A 16,782-nucleotide genomic window follows, 5' to 3' on the forward strand; every position below is an offset into this window, starting at 1 on the left:
GTCATTCTCCGATCAGAAAAACGCGAGTGATGGGGCGCGCGAGCGACTTCGCGCCCACGCTCACTTCAAGTCCGGTCACCGAGCGCGGCAACGGCGCATTGCCGAGCTGCGGCACCTTCAGGTTATTGTCGGCCTCCGTGATCGCGCCCTGCACGTCTTTCATCTGCGTCGTCCAGCCGACTCTCGGTACGTAGAGGCGCGCCGAAATCGCGCCGACGCCGCCCATCAAAGGCAAGCCGGTCCATCCTTCGCTTTCGCCGCCGCGCAGCGCCGAGCGCAAATCGCCGACGCTCGCAAGCGGCGGCGACGCATAGCGGATCACGCGTCCTTCGGTGACGCGGTAACGCACGACCTGCAAACGTGGCGCAGCGCCGGGCAAGGTCAATTGCCGCACGATCTGCAAGCCGCCGCCCGCGAGCGACACTGCGGGTTGGCCGGATTCGTCGTCCGAGGCGGCCTGACGTGCGTCGATACGCATCTGGTCGAACAACTGCGCGAAGACCCGCTCGTCTTCCATTGCATTAGTAATGGTCTGCCGGCCGCGAATGATCTGGTCGAGTCCACGCCACGACAACACCGCGATCACCGCCATGATCGCGATCGCGACCAGCAGCTCGATCAGCGTGAAGCCGTGCGCGCCTGAACGGCGGCGGTGCTCAGAGCGAACGGTTGTTTTCATTCGCGACCACCGTGACCATCTGGGCGAGGTTGCCGGAACGCCCAGGCATCGTCACCATGACTTCCACGCGACGAAACACCGGGTTTGGCGTCGACGTTACATGCTCGGTACAGATCAATTGCAGATTGCCTTGCGAACAATCGAAGCTCGTCGAGCCGACGTTCGGCCATGCATGCGTAAGACGCAATTGCGCGAGCGTGTTGTCCGCGCTCCAGCCAGCCAGGAGGCGCCGATGAAGATCGGCTTCGCCGCTCGCGAGACTGCCCACCGCGCGCAACGATGCGGCGAGGGCCACTGCGATGATCGCGAGCGCGACCAGCACCTCGATCATCGTGAAACCGCGCTGGCGGTTAGCGGCCTTGCGCGCCGCCGTGCTGCTGCAACGACGCATGTCAGTGAACCTCGTAGCGGCCGTTGCCGGTGCCGACGATCGTCGCGCGCCCCGCAGCGGAGAAAAGCGTGATGCGCACCGGCACGTCGATCGCCTCGGTGCCGAATACAACACGGCTCGCTTGCGAACTCGAACCCGGATAGTCGATCGTCACGCCGGTCACGCCGCCTTCCCACTGACGGGGCTTCAGCAGATCGTCGCGCAGCGGACGCCAGCCGTCTTCCGTACGCATGTCGAACCGGAAGCCACCGTCCAATGGTTGCCATGCGATGGGACGCGCGCGCACCTGCGCTTCGTCGCCGGCCGACTCGAACAGCAACGCGAGACGTTGCGCTTCTTCGTTCAGATCGGTGCGCGGATTGCGCGTCATCGTCAATGCGGTCAAGGACACCAGCAAGCCTGCAATCACCAGCACCACCATCATTTCCAGCAGTGTGAAACCCGCCGCGTGTCGACGGCCGGCGCTCGCGTTTCTTCCGCTTTTTTCGCTCAATGCAGCCGAACTGCGGCGGCTACACGCGTGCGTAGCCGTGCGGGTCGAGACGAGCGGCGGCTCGATCGTCACGCGTGCGTTGCTGTCGTCTATTGCCACGAGCCCACATCGGCGTCATTGCCTTCGCCGCCCGCCTTCCCGTCCGCGCCGTAGCTGAACACGTCGATCTCGCCGTGCACGCCGGGATTCAGATACTGGTAGCCGTTGCCCCACGGATCGTTCGGCAGACGTTCAAGGTAGCCGCCGTCTTTCCAGTTGTTCGGGACCGGATCGGTGGCCGGCTTTTCGATCAATGCGCGCAGGCCCTGCTCCTGAGTCGGATAACGGCCGTTGTCCAGACGATAAAGCTTGAGCGCCTGCATCACGGTGCCGATGTCCTGCTTCGCGGCGACGCGCCGCGCTTCGTCCGGACGGCTCATGATTTTAGGCACGATCAACGCGGCCAGGATGCCGAGAATCGCGATCACGACCATGATTTCGATCAGCGTAAAGCCGCGTTGACGACGGCTGCGCGGACCCGCGATTGCTGTGCGGCGAGTGGTCGACAGTTGCATAGCTTGCTACCTCTTTTCAGGTGAATTTTCGACTGAGCGGGATTCGCGTTCAGCACTTTCGGTGCCATTGAACACGCCCGGCCGGTCATTTTAATGTCATGCAATCGCGGGGTTTCAACCCAACGCAATTTTCACAATAGTCCGTACAATGATGCGCATGAACGCCATCCAAATCCGCCTTCTGTCGCTTGCGCTGTTCGCCGTGTTCTGCGCGACGCTGACCTACTGGATCATCACGCTCACCACGACGTCGGGCGCACCGTTGCCCGCAGCCGCCGCGCACGCGCAGGTCTCGACCGACCAGGCCGCCACGCTCTTCGGCGGCCAGCTCACGCGCACCGCCAACCAGGACGTGCATCTGTTCGGCATTCTTGCTTTGCGTGAAGGCGCCGCGGCCATCGTCAGCGTGGGCGGCGAACCTCCGCATGCGGTATCGCTCGGCAGCACACTGATGCAAGGCGCCAAACTCTCCGAAGTCCGCGCCCGTTCGATCGTTATCGACCGCAATGGCGCGCATTCCGAAGTATTCCTGCCAGCCAACGCGGCAGGTCCTACGATCTACGTTCGCTAAAACGGAGCAGAGCGGGGCGACACGCACGCCGCTTCGCATCGACCCGCAGCACGGCCGCCGGCACAAAGGCGCCGCCCTTACTGCACCAGATTGTTCAACTCGATGATCGGCAGCATCACCGCCAGCACGATCACCAGCACCACGCCGCCCATCGCCAGAATAAGCAGCGGCTCCAGCAAACTCGTCAGAAACATCGTGCGGCGTTCGAGTTCGCGCGCTTCGCCGTCGGCCGCGCGGTCGAGCATGGTCGTGACGTCGCCGGTTGCTTCGCCCGAACGGATCAGGTGAACCAGCACCGGCGGAAACGTCTTCGTATTGCCGAGCGCGCGCGAGAGCGATGTACCTTCACGAACACGCACGATCGCGTCGTCGATGTTGCCGCGCATGGCCGTATTGCTGAGCGTTTCAGCCGCGGCCTGCAACGCGCGCAGAATCGGCACGCCGGCCGCCGTCAGAATGCCGAGCGTGCTCGCAAAACGCACCGTGTTGTAGCCGCGCACGAGTTTGCCGAGTAGCGGGGCGGTGAGCAGCCACCGGTCGAACGCGAGGCGCGGGCCGGCTTGTCTCAGCGTCGAACGCACTGCATAAAAGAGAATCGCCACCGCGATCAGCACAGCCCACCACCAGTTCCGCACGAAACCGGACAGCGCCATCATCATGATGGTGAGGAAGGGCAGTTGCTGCTTGGTGCTCGCAAACACGTTGACCACCTGCGGCACCACGTAACTCAACAGAAACGTGACGATGCCGAACGCGATGATCGTGACGATGGTCGGGTACGTGAACGCGAGCACGATTTTTTGCTTGAGCGCGTTGCGTTGCTCGATGTAGTCGGCCAGCCGCGACAGAACGAGTCCGAGCTTGCCGGTATGTTCCCCGGCTGCAACCAGCGCGCGATAAATCTCGGGAAAGTCTTTCGGATGCTGCGTCAGCGCATTCGCAAGCGAGTGACCGCCGAGCACTTCCGCGCGAATCGCAGCCATCAGCTCGCGGATGTAGTCGCGCTCCGATTGTTCGGTGAGCACCGAAAGCGCTTCGTCGAGCGGCAGGCCGGCAATCAGCAGACTGGCCAGCTGACGCGTGAGAATTGCCTGCTCGCGCTGCGACAACCGCCGCCCCAATGACAGACGTTGATTGCGCTCGCCGCGCGTGCGTGTGGCAGCGGGTTCGACTACAAGCGGCGTGAGCCCCTGCGAGCGCAGGTTGGTGCGGGCACCGCGCGCGCTGTCGGCGTCGAGCACGCCTTTTTGCGCCTTGCCCGCCGCGTCGATCGCTTCAAAACGAAATGCCGGCATGCGCTTATGCTCCGCCCGTCACGCGGATCACTTCTTCAAGCGACGTCAGCCCCGAAGCGAGCCAGCGCTCCGCGTCCTCGCGCAGCGTGAGCATGCCTTGCGCGCGGCCTGCCGCGAGGATGTCCGCGTCGGATGCATTGCGGTGAATCAGCGTGCGGATTTCGTCGTCGATCAGCAGCAGTTCATATACGCCACGGCGGCCTGCATAACCGGACTGGCCGCATTTGTCGCAGCCGACGGGATGCCAATGCACGCGACCGTCTTCTTCGACGCGCTTTTCGCGGCAAACCGGGCACAAACGCCGCACGAGCCGCTGCGCCAGCACACCTAGCAGCGACGACGCGAGCAGATACGGCTCGACACCCATGTCGGTCAAACGCGTGACGGCGGACGCGGCGTCGTTGGTATGCAGCGTAGCCAGCACGAGGTGGCCGGTGAGCGAAGCCTGCACCGCGATCTGCGCGGTCTCGAGGTCGCGGATTTCACCGATCATGATGATGTCCGGATCCTGACGCAGAATCGAGCGCAGCGCGCGCGCGAAGTTCATGCCGATCCGCTCGTTCACCTGGGTCTGGCCGATGCCCGCCAGGTCGTATTCGATTGGGTCTTCCACCGTCATGATGTTGGTGGTCGCCGTTTCGAGCCGCGACATCGACGCGTATAGCGTGGTTGTCTTGCCCGAGCCGGTCGGGCCCGTTACCAGCACGATGCCGTGCGGCCTGCCGATCAGCTTGTCGAACTTGCCGAGCGTGTCGGCTCCCATGCCGAGCGCTTCGAGATTCAGGCGCGTCGCGTCCTTTTCGAGCAGACGCAGCACCGCGCGTTCGCCGTGGCCAGTCGGCAGCGTCGACACGCGCACGTCGACCGGACGGCCGCCCACGCGCAGCGTGATACGGCCGTCTTGTGGCAGACGCTTCTCGGCGATATCGAGCTGCGCCATGATCTTGATCCGCGAAATCAGCGCGCCGTGCAGTGCTTTCTTCGGACGCACGACGTCGCGCAACGTACCGTCCACGCGAAAACGCACCACCGATGACGTTTCGAACGGCTCGATGTGAATGTCCGACGCCTGTTCGCGCGCCGCCTGCGTGAGCAGCGCGTTGATCATGCGGATGATCGGTGCATCGTCTTCGGATTCCAGCAGGTCTTCCACCTCGGGAATGTCCTGCATGAGGCGAGACAGATCCACTTCGCCTTCCACTTCGCCGACCACCTGCGCCGCGCTGCCGTCCTGGCGCGCATAGGCCTGGTTGATCGCCTGTGCGAGTTCGTCGGCGGGAATACGCACCACGGACACCGCGCCGAAATTGCGCGCCACTTCGGCGAGCGCGGCTTCACTCGTACGCTCGCTGATCCACACTTCGAGGCTGTCGGCGTGCTGATGCGCGACCAGGATCTGGCCGCTGCGTGCGAAGCCATAGGGCACGAGCCTCGCGGCGATCGCCGACGGCGCCGCGCGCTCCCCATGATCGGCGTGCTCTGTCATTGCCGCCGATGCAACTCCGGCAGCCCGCGACGATGCCGGCGACGTTGAGGCTGACGGCGGCATGGACGGCGTATTCACGGCTGAACTCCTGGCGATGCGGTGGACGGCGCAACCGGCACCGGGTTGCTCTGCACGGCGCCGTTCACCGCAGGGGCGGCGGGCGCCGGGTAGGGCGTGCCGTTATTCGGCTGCGGCGCGGACGAATGTGGCTGAGGCGGCTGCATCTGCTGACGGCGCATCTGGTCGAGATCGAACAGATTCAACGGCGATCCGCCCTGGCTCGGGCCGACGGGCATCGGCGGAACCACCGGGTCGTCCTTGTCCTTCATCAGGTTGTTGTCCTGCCGGTAGGCGCCCTGCACACCTTGAATATAGTCGTAACGGTTGGACGTCACAGCCTGCGCGGTGTCGCGATCGCTAATGATCACGGGGCGCAGAAACACCATCAGGTTCGTCTTGTTGCGGTTCTTCTGCTCCGAGCGGAACAGCTGGCCGATCCACGGAATGTCGCCAAGCAGCGGCACCTTGCTGTTGCTGACCTGGTAGTTATCCTGCATGAGACCGCCCAGCACAATGATTTCACCGTTGTCCGCGAGCACCGTCGACTGGATCGAACGCTTGGTGAACTGCGGGCCGGCCGGGTTCGTCGATGCGTTGGTCGTGCCGTTCACAATCGCCGAGTCTTCCGTGTAGAGCTGCAGCTTGAGGATGCCGCCGTCGGTGATCTGCGGTTTGACGTGCAGCGTCAGGCCCACATCGACGCGGTCGTAGGTGTTGAAAGCCGAGCTTGCATTTCCGCTCGTCAAGTTCGAATACGAACCCGTCTGGATAGGTATGTTCGTGCCGACGACGATCTTCGCTTCTTCGTTGTCGAGCGTGATCAGGTTAGGCGTGGACAGCACGTTTGCGTCGGCGGTCTGCGAGAGCGCCTGCAGCAATGCGCCCAGACCCTGCACGCCAAAAATGTTGTGAAGCCAGCCGATGTTCAAACCCTGTTGCACGCCTTGCGTTGCCAGCGCCGTGGCGAGACCGCCTGTGGCTCCGGCCGCCGCGGCGCCCGCCGTCAGGTTGATGATGCTGTTGCTCGAACCGGTTGCGAGGTTGGTACCCGCGAAAAGCGAGTTGTTCGCGACCTGCCACTGAATGCCGAGATTGCCGCTCGTGTTCGAATTCAGTTCCACGATCAGCGCTTCGATATAGACCTGCGCGCGGCGCGCGTCGAGCTGATCGATCACAGTGCGCAGATTGCGGTACACAGGTTCCGACGCGGTGATGATCAGCGAGTTGGTCGCGGCGTCCGCCTGGATCATGCCGCCCGGCTGATTGTCGTCGTTCTTGTCCTTGTCTCCGCCGAGCAGCCCGCCCGAAGAATTGCCGCTGTTCGAGCCATAGCCGCCCGCACCGGAGCCGCCCATCGGCGAGGACATGGAACTGCTGTTGAGCCCGCCCGACGGCAACGGAGGAGTGCCGGAGGTGCCCGTCGAATTGTTGCCACCCAGCCCACCGCCGCCGTTCTGATTGAAGGCATTCGCCTCGTTCGTTCCTCCCGACGAGCCGCTTTCGCCGCCTTTGCCCAGCATGCCGCGCAACGTCTTCGCGAGCTTGGTCGCCTCGGCGTTGCGCAACGGCACGACGTGCATGTTGCCGGGCATGCTGGTGGGCGCGTCGAGTTCACGCGCGAGCGTTTTCGCGGCGGCAAGACGCGCGCCGTTCGACGCGCGGATCAGCAGCGAGTTGGTGCGCGGGTCGGCGGTAATCGACACTTTGAGCGTCGCGTCCGTGCTGCCGATCGCGCCCGGGTCGAGCATCTTGTTCAGCTGCGCGGCAATGTCGAGTGCGTTGGCGTTTTTCAGTTGCACGACCGACACAGACTGGCCGGCTGCCGTATCGACCCCGGCAATGATCTGCGCAATGCGCCGCACGTTGTCGGCGTAGTCGGTCACGACAATCGTATTGTTGGCGGGGTAAGCGGCCACCGTGTTGTTCGGCGAAATCAGCGGGCGCAGCACCGGCAACAGATTGTTGGCCGACTCGTTTTTCAGCACGAATACCTGCGTGACGACCTGGTCGCCTCGCGCAGTCGGCGCGTTGCCAACATAGGTCGGCACGCCCTGCAATTTGGCGTCCGCTTCGGGCACGACTTTCAATACGCCGTGGTCTTGTACCAGCGCGAAGCCCTGCATGCGCAGCGCGGATTGCAGCGTCTTCAGCGCCTGGTCCTCGGGCACTGCGTTTTCCGACACGAGATTCAACTGACCTTTGACGCGCGGGTCGACGATGATCGTCTTGCCGGTGGCAGCGCCTATCGCCTTGGCCACCTGGTCGATGTCGGCGTTGACGAAGTTGAGGGTCACCTGTGCGTCCGCCGTCTGCGCAGTGATCAGTCCAGCCACCAGCAACGCCGTTGCGACGCGACGCAAAGCCATACGATTTCTTCTCATGGAATGTAATGTCGATGCCGGCAGCTCGAGCCGCCGGCGGTCATGCAGCGCGGACATGGGAGCAGAGCGCCGGTCTGTCGGTCTGCTGGCGGGCCAGGTGGGCGGAATCCCGCCCTAAAATGCTGGCCATCCAATGTCCGAAAAAAGTGAACAGTAACAGTTTTTCATGTCGGATTTGTCACAAATGGAAAGGCGCCGAGAGTTTCCTCCAGGATCCGCTCGCTTCGTCGGGACATTGAAAGGCAACCGATAAGCACTGAAACCGCGCCGGGACTTCATGATCCGCGCTCTTATGTCTGTTAGCCAACTTGACGGGTATCGGCCTGCCGGTATCATACGAGCCGTTCGAGCCGCCGGTTCGCTGTTGCCAACGCGGGTTTTCCCGGACGTTGCGTCAACGCCCGACCAGAGTGCGGTTTCCGGCTTCCTGCGTCTGAACAATGGCCGACGCAATGCATTACGAAGCCTTACCCTTGCGGTTTTGCCACGTCAGCTTGACCGATGAATCGATCTCTCGTTACCGCCCTGGCAGGAATTACCTTGTTGGCACTAGCCGGGCCGGCGCGCGCCGATTGTTTCGACGAGGCAGCGAAATATCAGAAGGTCAATCCGCTGATCCTGCGCGCGATCGCGTGGCAGGAGTCGCACAATCGGCCGGACGCGCAGCATAAGAATGCGAATGGTTCGACCGATTACGGCGTCATGCAGATCAACTCGATTCACTTGCCCACGCTTGCGCAATACGGCATCTCGCAAGGCACGCTGATGGAGCCGTGCAAGAACGTCTATATCGCGGCCTGGCATCTGCGCCGTCAGATGAACAAGTACGGCAATACGTGGCAAGCGATCGGTGCGTATCACTCGGAGACGCCCTCGTTGCGCGACAAGTACGCGCAACAGATCGCCGCGATTCTGCGCAAATGGAACCTGATGCCGGCTGCGCGTTAAGTGGCTTGTTGAGTAGGGCGCTGAGCAACACGTTGGTCGGCTTGTTGATCGGCACTCTCAGCGGCAAGCAGATCGGCCCGGTCCATAGCCGCCTCGCGGCCGCCGTCCGCTTACCTTCCCGGATTTGATGCACAATGCGGCTTCGTGCTGCCGTCGGCGCTCGAGCGTCGTCCCCGTTTCGACGCTCACTCAGCAATGCTGCGCCCGGCAAGCCCTCCAATTTCCAGCTTTTCCGTACTGCGATGAACCAGCCGCCATTGCCCGTCACCGTGCTCTCCGGTTTTCTGGGCGCCGGCAAGACCACGCTCCTGAACCACATTCTCGCGAATCGCGCCGGCTTGCGGGTCGCCGTGATCGTCAACGATCTGGCCGCCGTCAATATCGACGCGACGCTAGTACGAGACGCCGCCGCGCTTTCGCATAGCGAAGAGAAGCTGGTCGAATTGTCGAACGGCTGCATCTGCTGCACGCTGCGCGACGATCTGCTGGTCGAGATCAAACGCCTCGCCGCGGAAAAACGCTTCGACGCGATTCTGATCGAGTCGACCGGCGTGGCCGAACCCATGCCGATCGCCGAAACATTCACGTTCGTCGACGACGACGGCGCGTCGCTATCCGACGTGGCGCGGCTCGATACGATGGTGACGGTGGTCGACGCATTTAACTTCCTGCGCGATTACGGCTCCGCAGATGCGCTTGCCGAACGGGGCATTGCCGCCACGGACGAGGACGACCGCACGCTCGTCGAGTTGCTGGTCGAGCAGATTGAATTCTGCGACGTGCTCGTGGTGAACAAGGCCGATCTCGTCAGCGCCGACGAACTCACACGGCTGCAACGCATCCTCGCGCGAATCAATCCGCGGGCGGTGCAGGTGGTCAGCCGCTTCGGCGCCGTGCCGCTGGATCTGGTATTGAACACGGGCCGCTTTGATTTCGACGAGGCATCGAGCACGCCTGGCTGGCTCGCGGCGCTTAACGGCCATGAACATGAGCACGCGCATAGCCATCACAGTGAAGCGGACGAGTTCGGCATCGGCAACTTCGTCTATCGCGCGCGTCGTCCGTTTCATCCGGAACGGCTGTGGGCCCTGCTGCACGAGGAGTGGAAAGGCGTATTGCGCAGCAAAGGGTTTTTCTGGCTCGCGACGCGTAACGACATCGCCGGTTCGCTGTCTCAAGCGGGCGGCGCATGCCGGCACGGTCCCGCAGGCATGTGGTGGGCGGCCCAGTACCGCAGTGAATGGCCCGAAGCCGACGACGAGCTGGCCGCTGAAATTGCCGCCGACTGGTACGGCGCGCCGGACGATACAAGCATCGGCGACCGTCGCCAGGAACTGGTGATGATCGGTGTGGGCATCGACCCGGCGCTGTGGTCCGCGAAATTCGACGCGTGCCTTCTCACCGACGCCGAGTACGCGCTGGAACCGCAACGCTGGCAGCAGTTCGCGGACCCGTTCCCAGCGTGGGATTTCGACGAAGACGATCACGATCACGATCACCATGACCACCACGGTCATGACCATGCCCATGACCACGGTCACGGCGACGACGAGCATCGCCACGACTGAGCGGCCTCTCGTATTAGCGTGAAAGCCGCGACGCGGGGCGCGGCACATCACCGCGCCCGTCTCACGAAACCCTTACAGGCGGAGCGCAGACGAAAAAAAACCCGCCGTTGGCGGGTGTCAACTGCCTGGCAGTAATCTGCTTAGCGCTTGTTGACTGCGTCTTTGAACGCCTTGCCAGCCGTAAACTTGACGGTCTTTGCGGCCGGAATCTTGATGGTTTCGCCCGTCTTCGGATTGCGACCCGTACGCGCTGCGCGCTTGCCCGAACCAAAGCTGCCGAAGCCGATCAACTGGACCGCGTCGCCCTTCGACACAGACTTCTTGATCACTTCAAGCAACGTGTCCAGCGTTTCACCGGTTTGAGCCTTGCTGGCGCCCGTCTGTCCTGCGACGGCGTCGATCAGTTCCTGTTTGTTCATTAAGGTTCCTTTCTGAGTTTAGGTTGACACGAACAGCGCGAACGCGCCGATTATACGTGCGCGCGCCACGCCGTTAAGCAGCTGCGGCTCCGGAGCCCCTCCGGATCGAAAGCGCCGGACAGCAAGTGTCCGTCGGCCGTGCTGCCGCTCCTCTCGCGGCGCTTGCTATGATAGCGCAGCGCAAACCCAATCAGGACAAGGGTTTCGAAGAATTACGCGGTTTTAGAACAGATACAGCAAGGAAACGGTACTTTTTGCGTATCTGGCCGCGCCGCGAGCGCCGAAACCCAGCACGGACGGGGCTTTGACGTTGGTTTTTGCCAACGTTCAGCGCGTCTTCTTCGCCGCCCGGCGAGCCGCGCGCCGGCGGTAACGTTCGACCCGCTCGCCGCGGGCGTCACTTTGCGTCACGCATGACCGATCCGCTAATCCCCGCCGTCCTCTCGTTCCGGGACAACGGCACGCCGTTTTCGCCCCTCTACGACGATATCTATCACAGCGCCGTCGGCGGCCTGGAACAGGCCGACTATGTGTTTCTGCGCGGAAATGCGCTGCCCGGACGCTGGCAAGGACGGCGCATCTTCACCGTGCTGGAAACGGGCTTTGGCATGGGCATCAACTTCCTGGTGACCTGGGCTGCCTGGCGCGCAGATCCGTCGCGTTGCGAGCGACTCCATTTCGTATCCACCGAAAAACATCCGTTCACGCTCGCCGATCTGCGTCGGGCTTACGCCGCGACCATCGGCGATCCGGCGATAGCAGCGCTCGCGCAATCGCTCGCGGACGAATGGCCGATGCTCGTGCCAGGCACGCATCGGATCGAGTTCGAAGACGGACGCGTGGTCCTCACATTGGCTTTCGGCGACGCCCTGCAAAGCTTGCAGACCCTGCGCTTGCGCGCCGACGCGTTCTACCTGGACGGCTTCGCGCCAGCGAAAAACCCCGAACTTTGGACGCCCGCTATCTTCAAGTCGCTGGCGCGGGTTGCGGGCGAGGGGGCGACTTTCTCGACGTACAGCAGTGCCGGCGACATCAAGCGCGCGCTAACCCAGTGCGGCTTCGAGTATCGCAAGGTCGAAGGCTTCGGCTGGAAACGGGCCATGCTGGTCGGCCACTTCGCGCCGCGGTGGCGCGTTCGCCGTCATGAACCGCCGTCGCCGGTCGGACCACTCGCGCACGGCGAGCGGCATGCGGTCGTGATCGGTGCCGGTCTGGCGGGATGCTCGGTGATCGAGCGGCTCGCCGCTCGCGGCTGGCGCGTGACGTCGCTGGAACGGCACGCGTCGGTCGCGCAAGACGCGTCGGGCAATCCGGCCGGCGTGTTCCATCCAATGATTTCGCGCGACGACAGCGTCGCTTCGCGCGTCACGCGTGCCGGCTTTCTTTACGCGCTCAGGCGCTGGGCAGCGCTCGAACGGCTCAGTTACGCGCCGTCGCGCGGCGCGCCGGGTCTGCTGCAGATCGCCGAAAACGACGACGAAGCGCGTTCCATGAGCGAAGCCATCTCGGCGTTGCGCTATCCGCCAGAGTTCGTCACGCCGGTCTCGGCCGCGGATGCGCAAAAACTCGCCGGCGTGCCGTTCGCGCGGGGCGGCTGGCTGTTTCCGCACGGCGGCTGGATCGATCCGGCATCGCTTTGTGCCGCGCAGTGCGCGGCGGCGGGCGATCTGCTCGAACGGCGCTTTGGCGTGGATGTAGGACGCGTCGAGCGCTCGGGTAGCAAGTGGACCGTCTTCGATTCCAGCGGCGAAGAGCTGGTGCGCGCGCCGGTTGTCGTCATCGCCGGCGCACACGATGCGGCTCGTATCGCCGGGTTGCAGCATGCGCCCACTCGCAGCATACGCGGGCAACTCACTTTGCTGCCCGCGGACTCGGCGCCCTCGCTCGGGTTGCCGGTTATCGGCGACGGCTACGCGATACCGCTGCCCAACGGTGTCACGCTGACGGGCGCCACGTATGAACTCGACGACGCCGACACGTCGCTTCGGCCAGGCGGTCATCTGGAAAATATCGAGCGCGTTGCGCAGATGCTGCCCGCGTTCGCCAATATTGCCGCGAGTGCCGATCCCGCAGCGCTCGCCGGTCGAGTCGCATTTCGCTGCGTGACGAGCGACCGCATGCCGATGATCGGCAACGTCGCCGATGAAGCGCTCGCCACGCGCGACGCCGAGCGCTTGCGCGGCGCATGGCCGCTCGATTTGCCGCGCATGGAAGGCCTGTATAGCGCGTTCGCCTATGGCTCGCGTGGTCTCGTGTGGGCGGCGCTTGGCGCGGAACTGATCGCCTCGCAGATAGAAGGCGAGCCTTGGCCGCTGGAGCGCGATCTCGCTGAAGACATCGACCCCGCGCGCTTTCTGTTGCGCGCGTTGCGGCAGGGAAGCATCGCCAGTTAACCGCTCTGAGTGAGTCGTCTGAGTGCGGCCGGTTATCCACCGGGAATTGTGGATAACCGCATTGTTTACCTGCGCAACTCGTGTGGAACCGTTGTGGATGTAAACGGGGTAACTCGACCGCCGTCGAAATCCGCGAAAAGTTACCCTCGTATACGCGCTGCCATCGCACACGCTGTGCTTGCCGTTATGAAGTTTGCAAGGCGCTGATTTACTTCGGTAAACGTCGGTTATCCACAGAATCGGGCGGCGCTTGTTAACTGTTACTACGTATACATACAGTAAACACGTAAACAGCAAGGCCCGAGCCGATTCACGCACTGACGCCCACACCCAACCATCCCGGGGCGGTTGCGACTCTGTCTAATCACTGTCCTGAAAAACACATGCCGACGGCGCAAACTTCGTCGGCATGTGTCGCAACGCCGTCGGCGATGAGTCCAAAGTGAGCGGGAAAAACGGTCGCTTTTTCCACACGTCGGCAAGATAAAGTATGTTTTTACCGTTTTGCCTGCATGTTGGCGTCTTTTCGGTTGAAGCTGAAAAAGCTATGGCACAATCGCCGTTCTTTTCCGCGTGGTGCCTGCTTCCGCAGTACCCGCAACAACGGAACGGTGCCGTTCAATCAGACTCTGATTCAACGTCGACGGCGTTCTTTCACCGTGCCGTGCTGGTTGCTACGGCCGCACCCCTGAATGCGCCGGCTCCCTGCGACTGCGGCGCGTTCGAATCATCTGCTCGTTGAAAAACTCGCAACGCGGATCACGCGAATCGTTTGCGAAAGTGAGCGCCTTGTGCGCGCACCCGCTTGCCGGCGTTCGCGCCGGTTTGCGCCGGTTCGTGTCATCTGCCGTTGCTGCAAAGGAGAACCCATAACGATGAATTCGGCGTTTTCATTTTTCCCCGCGTGGCCGCTCGCACCCGACGCCATTTTCTGGGCGGGGCTCGCATTGCTTGCCGCGGGTTTATGCGGCGAACTCTGTTATCGCGCGTGGCGCTTGCCGCGTATTTCCGGCTATGCGGTCATCGGTCTGATTGCCGGCGCGGCGGGATCCGGTGTGATCGACGCCGAATCGGCCAAGGCCGCGCGGCCGTTGCTCGATGTCGCGCTCGGCTTGCTGCTGTTCGAACTGGGGAGCCGGCTCGATTTGCGCTGGATCCGCCGTAACCCGTGGCTCGTCATGTCGAGCGTCGCCGAAGCGACGCTGACGTTCGCATTGGTTCTGCCGGTGCTGCTTTTCCTGAACGTGCCGCTCATGGTCGCGACCGTGCTCGCTGCGATCGCCATGGCGACGTCGCCTGCAATGGTGATTCAGCTCAAGACCGAGCTGCGCGCGGAAGGTCAGGTCACGCAGCGTTTGCTGACGCTCACTGCGTTGAACAGCATGTATGCGGTGGTGATCGAAAAACTGGTATCGAGCTGGTTGCATCAGGAAGCCTACGGCAACGTCTTTGCGACAATTCTTCAGCCGCTTTATCTGCTCGCAGGCTCGCTGGTGCTCGCGTATCTGCTCGCGCGCACCTGTACGTTCTTTTATCGCCGGATGAACATGCAGGACGAGCATTCGTTCGTCGCGCTCTTTGGCCTCGTGCTGCTCGCGATCGCCGTCGCGCATCTCTTCAAGCTGTCGACGATTCTCGCGCTGCTCGCCGCGGGCATTATTGTGAAAAATCTGGAGGCGCGGCCGCAATTGTGGCCTCAGCATTTCGGCACCGCCGGGTGGCTTCTCACCGTGATTCTGTTCGTGCTGACGCTGACGTCGTTCGAGTGGAAAGATATTGCGCTCGGCGGTGTGGCCGCGCTGGGCCTGATTGTTGCGCGTCTTGTCGCGAAACTTGTAGGCGTGCTCGCCTTTGCGAAGCCGAGCGGTCTGAACTGGAAGCAGGGCGTGGCGCTCGGTCTGTCGTTGTCGCCGATGTCGGCACTGGCCTATTTGCTCGTAGACGACACGTACAACCTCTACCCGAACTTCGATCCGCAACTCCGGGCGATCGTCATGTGTTCGATCGTCGTGCTGCAAATTCTCGGGCCATGGCTCGTGTATCGCAGCCTCGCGCTGGTCGCCGAACGGCGCGAAGAATAAGCGTTTAGCGCTTTCGGCCGCGCATTAATCCACATATTCGCTCAAATAAACGGCTGGGCACCTGACAACTGCCTGGCCGACCTCACTCAGGGGACGCTATGTCACTCGAACCCTTCATCGATTCGAAGCCGTTTACTTTCGGTGTCGAACTCGAGATGCAGATCGTCAATACGCATGACTATGATCTGACCAAAGCCGGCTCGGATCTGCTGCGCCTCGTCAAGGATCAGAAGATCCCCGGCAACATTACGCCGGAAATCACCGAGAGCATGATCGAGCTGTCCACCGGCATATGCACGACGCACGAACAGGCGCTCGCCGATCTGCGCAAGATCCGCGACACGCTCGTTTCGGCAGCCGATCATCTGAACGTCGGCCTATGCGGCGGCGGCACGCACGCTTTCCAGCAATGGAGCGAGCGGCAGATCGTGGACACGCCGCGTTTTCAATATCTTTCGGAGCTGTACGGCTATCTGGCCAAGCAGTTCACGGTGTTCGGCCAGCACGTACATATTGGCTGCCCCGATCCGGACAGCGCGCTGTTCCTTCTGCATTCCATGTCGCGCTTCATCCCGCACTTCATTGCATTGTCGGCATCGTCGCCGTTCGTGCAGGGCGTGGACACCGGTTTTCATTCGGCACGCCTGAATTCCGTGTTCGCTTTTCCGCTCTCGGGCCGCGCGCCGTTCGTGCTGACGTGGGACAGTTTCGAGGAATACTTCTCGAAGATGGTCCATACCGGCGTCGTCAACAGCATGAAAGATTTCTACTGGGACATCCGGCCGAAGCCGGGCTTCGGCACCATCGAAGTACGCGTGATGGATACGCCGCTGTCGGTGGATCGCGCGGCGGCAATTGCGTGCTACATCCAGACGCTCGCGCGCCATCTGTTGCTCGACAAGCCGATCACTCCGCACGAAGACGACTACCTCGTCTACACGTTCAACCGTTTCGAGGCATGCCGCTTCGGACTTGCGGGCACTTGCATCAATCCGCAAACCGGCGAACGCAAGACGATTGCCGAAGACATTCTGGAAACGCTCGATCTGATCGCACCGCACGGAGAGGCGTTGGCTTCGGGCCATGCGCTGGCCGAGATCGGCACGATTGCGCGCGGCCAGGTCAACGACGCAACGTGGCTCAGAGGCGTGGTCGAAGAGGAAAAGTCGCTGCATGAGGCGGTTCGCCAGCAGTGTCTGAAGTGGCGAGCATAACGAGGCGCGGGGCGCGCTTCGTATTCAAACGTAAGAAACCCGCCGTCGGCGGGTTTTTTTTCGTAATTAAATTTTCCAGTTCGGGGCCCTTAAGGTTTTTCGAATTTGTACGTATACATACGTAGTAGTAGTTAACAAGCATTGCCACGGGCTGTGGACAACTGAATAATTCCCTGCAAAGTCAAGGCGCTGCGTAAACCATAAGTAGGCCGTTGAGCAGTGCGCGGGCGGCGGTAAACGAGGACAACT

The 16,782-nt window shown here is 62.4% G+C and carries 14 protein-coding genes; 6 read left to right on the top strand and 8 right to left on the bottom strand.

Annotated features, from left to right (window positions below; all coding sequences use genetic code 11):
* Position 1: 1 nt before the first annotated feature.
* The 4 genes from ACTJLB_RS02325 to gspG all read right to left on the bottom strand — a co-directional run bounded on the left by ACTJLB_RS02325 (position 2) and on the right by gspG (position 2,117).
* Entirely contained in the window at positions 2 to 679 is a 678-nt protein-coding gene (locus tag ACTJLB_RS02325; RefSeq protein WP_440782344.1) for a prepilin-type N-terminal cleavage/methylation domain-containing protein, read from the bottom strand.
* On the bottom strand, positions 657 to 1,070 hold the full coding sequence (gene gspI, locus ACTJLB_RS02330; RefSeq protein WP_020067383.1) for a type II secretion system minor pseudopilin GspI: 414 nt from the start codon (positions 1,068 to 1,070) through the stop codon (positions 657 to 659). Before gspI ends, ACTJLB_RS02325 begins: the two co-directional genes overlap by 23 nt.
* A gap of 1 nt (position 1,071) precedes the next feature.
* Positions 1,072 to 1,563, bottom strand: a complete 492-nt coding sequence (locus ACTJLB_RS02335; protein ID WP_440782504.1) for a GspH/FimT family pseudopilin — start codon at positions 1,561 to 1,563, stop codon at positions 1,072 to 1,074.
* 89 nt (positions 1,564 to 1,652) lie between these two features.
* Positions 1,653 to 2,117, bottom strand: coding sequence for a type II secretion system major pseudopilin GspG (gene gspG, locus ACTJLB_RS02340; RefSeq protein ID WP_020067385.1), 465 nt, complete (start codon positions 2,115 to 2,117; stop codon positions 1,653 to 1,655).
* Between the two features lie 157 nt (positions 2,118 to 2,274).
* On the opposite strand from gspG, the gene ACTJLB_RS02345 reads away from it, so the two are divergent.
* Positions 2,275 to 2,688 (top strand): type II secretion system protein N, encoded by a 414-nt coding sequence (locus ACTJLB_RS02345; RefSeq protein WP_440782346.1) that lies wholly within the window; start codon positions 2,275 to 2,277, stop codon positions 2,686 to 2,688.
* A gap of 77 nt (positions 2,689 to 2,765) precedes the next feature.
* Here the strand turns inward: ACTJLB_RS02345 and gspF are convergent, their stop codons facing one another.
* Genes gspF through gspD form a run of 3 tightly spaced genes read right to left on the bottom strand, consistent with a single transcriptional unit; the run spans position 2,766 to position 7,895 of the window.
* A complete protein-coding gene (gene gspF / locus ACTJLB_RS02350) occupies positions 2,766 to 3,983 on the bottom strand; it encodes a type II secretion system inner membrane protein GspF (RefSeq protein WP_027776886.1) in 1,218 nt (405 codons plus the stop codon).
* 4 nt (positions 3,984 to 3,987) lie between these two features.
* On the bottom strand, positions 3,988 to 5,547 hold the full coding sequence (gspE, locus tag ACTJLB_RS02355) for a type II secretion system ATPase GspE (RefSeq protein ID WP_440782347.1): 1,560 nt from the start codon (positions 5,545 to 5,547) through the stop codon (positions 3,988 to 3,990).
* A complete protein-coding gene (gene gspD, locus ACTJLB_RS02360) occupies positions 5,544 to 7,895 on the bottom strand; it encodes a type II secretion system secretin GspD (RefSeq protein WP_440782348.1) in 2,352 nt (783 codons plus the stop codon). The genes gspE and gspD overlap by 4 nt, the downstream gene beginning before the upstream one ends.
* A 516-nt stretch (positions 7,896 to 8,411) precedes the next feature.
* On the opposite strand from gspD, the gene ACTJLB_RS02365 reads away from it, so the two are divergent.
* A complete protein-coding gene (locus ACTJLB_RS02365; protein WP_087752400.1) occupies positions 8,412 to 8,858 on the top strand; it encodes a lytic transglycosylase domain-containing protein in 447 nt (148 codons plus the stop codon).
* A gap of 242 nt (positions 8,859 to 9,100) precedes the next feature.
* Positions 9,101 to 10,426: a GTP-binding protein gene (locus ACTJLB_RS02370; RefSeq protein WP_440782349.1), complete on the top strand. Its 1,326-nt coding sequence runs from the start codon at positions 9,101 to 9,103 to the stop codon at positions 10,424 to 10,426.
* Positions 10,427 to 10,566: 140 nt separating this feature from the next.
* Here ACTJLB_RS02370 and ACTJLB_RS02375 read toward each other — a convergent pair whose 3' ends face one another.
* Complete coding sequence (locus tag ACTJLB_RS02375) at positions 10,567 to 10,845, bottom strand: HU family DNA-binding protein (protein ID WP_006050811.1); 279 nt, start codon at positions 10,843 to 10,845, stop codon at positions 10,567 to 10,569.
* 413 nt (positions 10,846 to 11,258) lie between these two features.
* On the opposite strand from ACTJLB_RS02375, the gene mnmC reads away from it, so the two are divergent.
* From mnmC to ACTJLB_RS02390, 3 genes are all read left to right on the top strand, one after another.
* Entirely contained in the window at positions 11,259 to 13,238 is a 1,980-nt protein-coding gene (gene mnmC / locus ACTJLB_RS02380; RefSeq protein ID WP_440782350.1) for a bifunctional tRNA (5-methylaminomethyl-2-thiouridine)(34)-methyltransferase MnmD/FAD-dependent 5-carboxymethylaminomethyl-2-thiouridine(34) oxidoreductase MnmC, read from the top strand.
* A gap of 875 nt (positions 13,239 to 14,113) precedes the next feature.
* Positions 14,114 to 15,319: a cation:proton antiporter gene (locus tag ACTJLB_RS02385; protein ID WP_440782351.1), complete on the top strand. Its 1,206-nt coding sequence runs from the start codon at positions 14,114 to 14,116 to the stop codon at positions 15,317 to 15,319.
* A 98-nt stretch (positions 15,320 to 15,417) separates the two neighbouring features.
* Complete coding sequence (locus ACTJLB_RS02390) at positions 15,418 to 16,533, top strand: YbdK family carboxylate-amine ligase (RefSeq protein WP_020067395.1); 1,116 nt, start codon at positions 15,418 to 15,420, stop codon at positions 16,531 to 16,533.
* Positions 16,534 to 16,782: the final 249 nt, after the last annotated feature.

This window comes from Paraburkholderia sp. 22098 (assembly GCF_052045935.1).
Lineage (GTDB): Bacteria > Pseudomonadota > Gammaproteobacteria > Burkholderiales > Burkholderiaceae > Paraburkholderia > Paraburkholderia caledonica.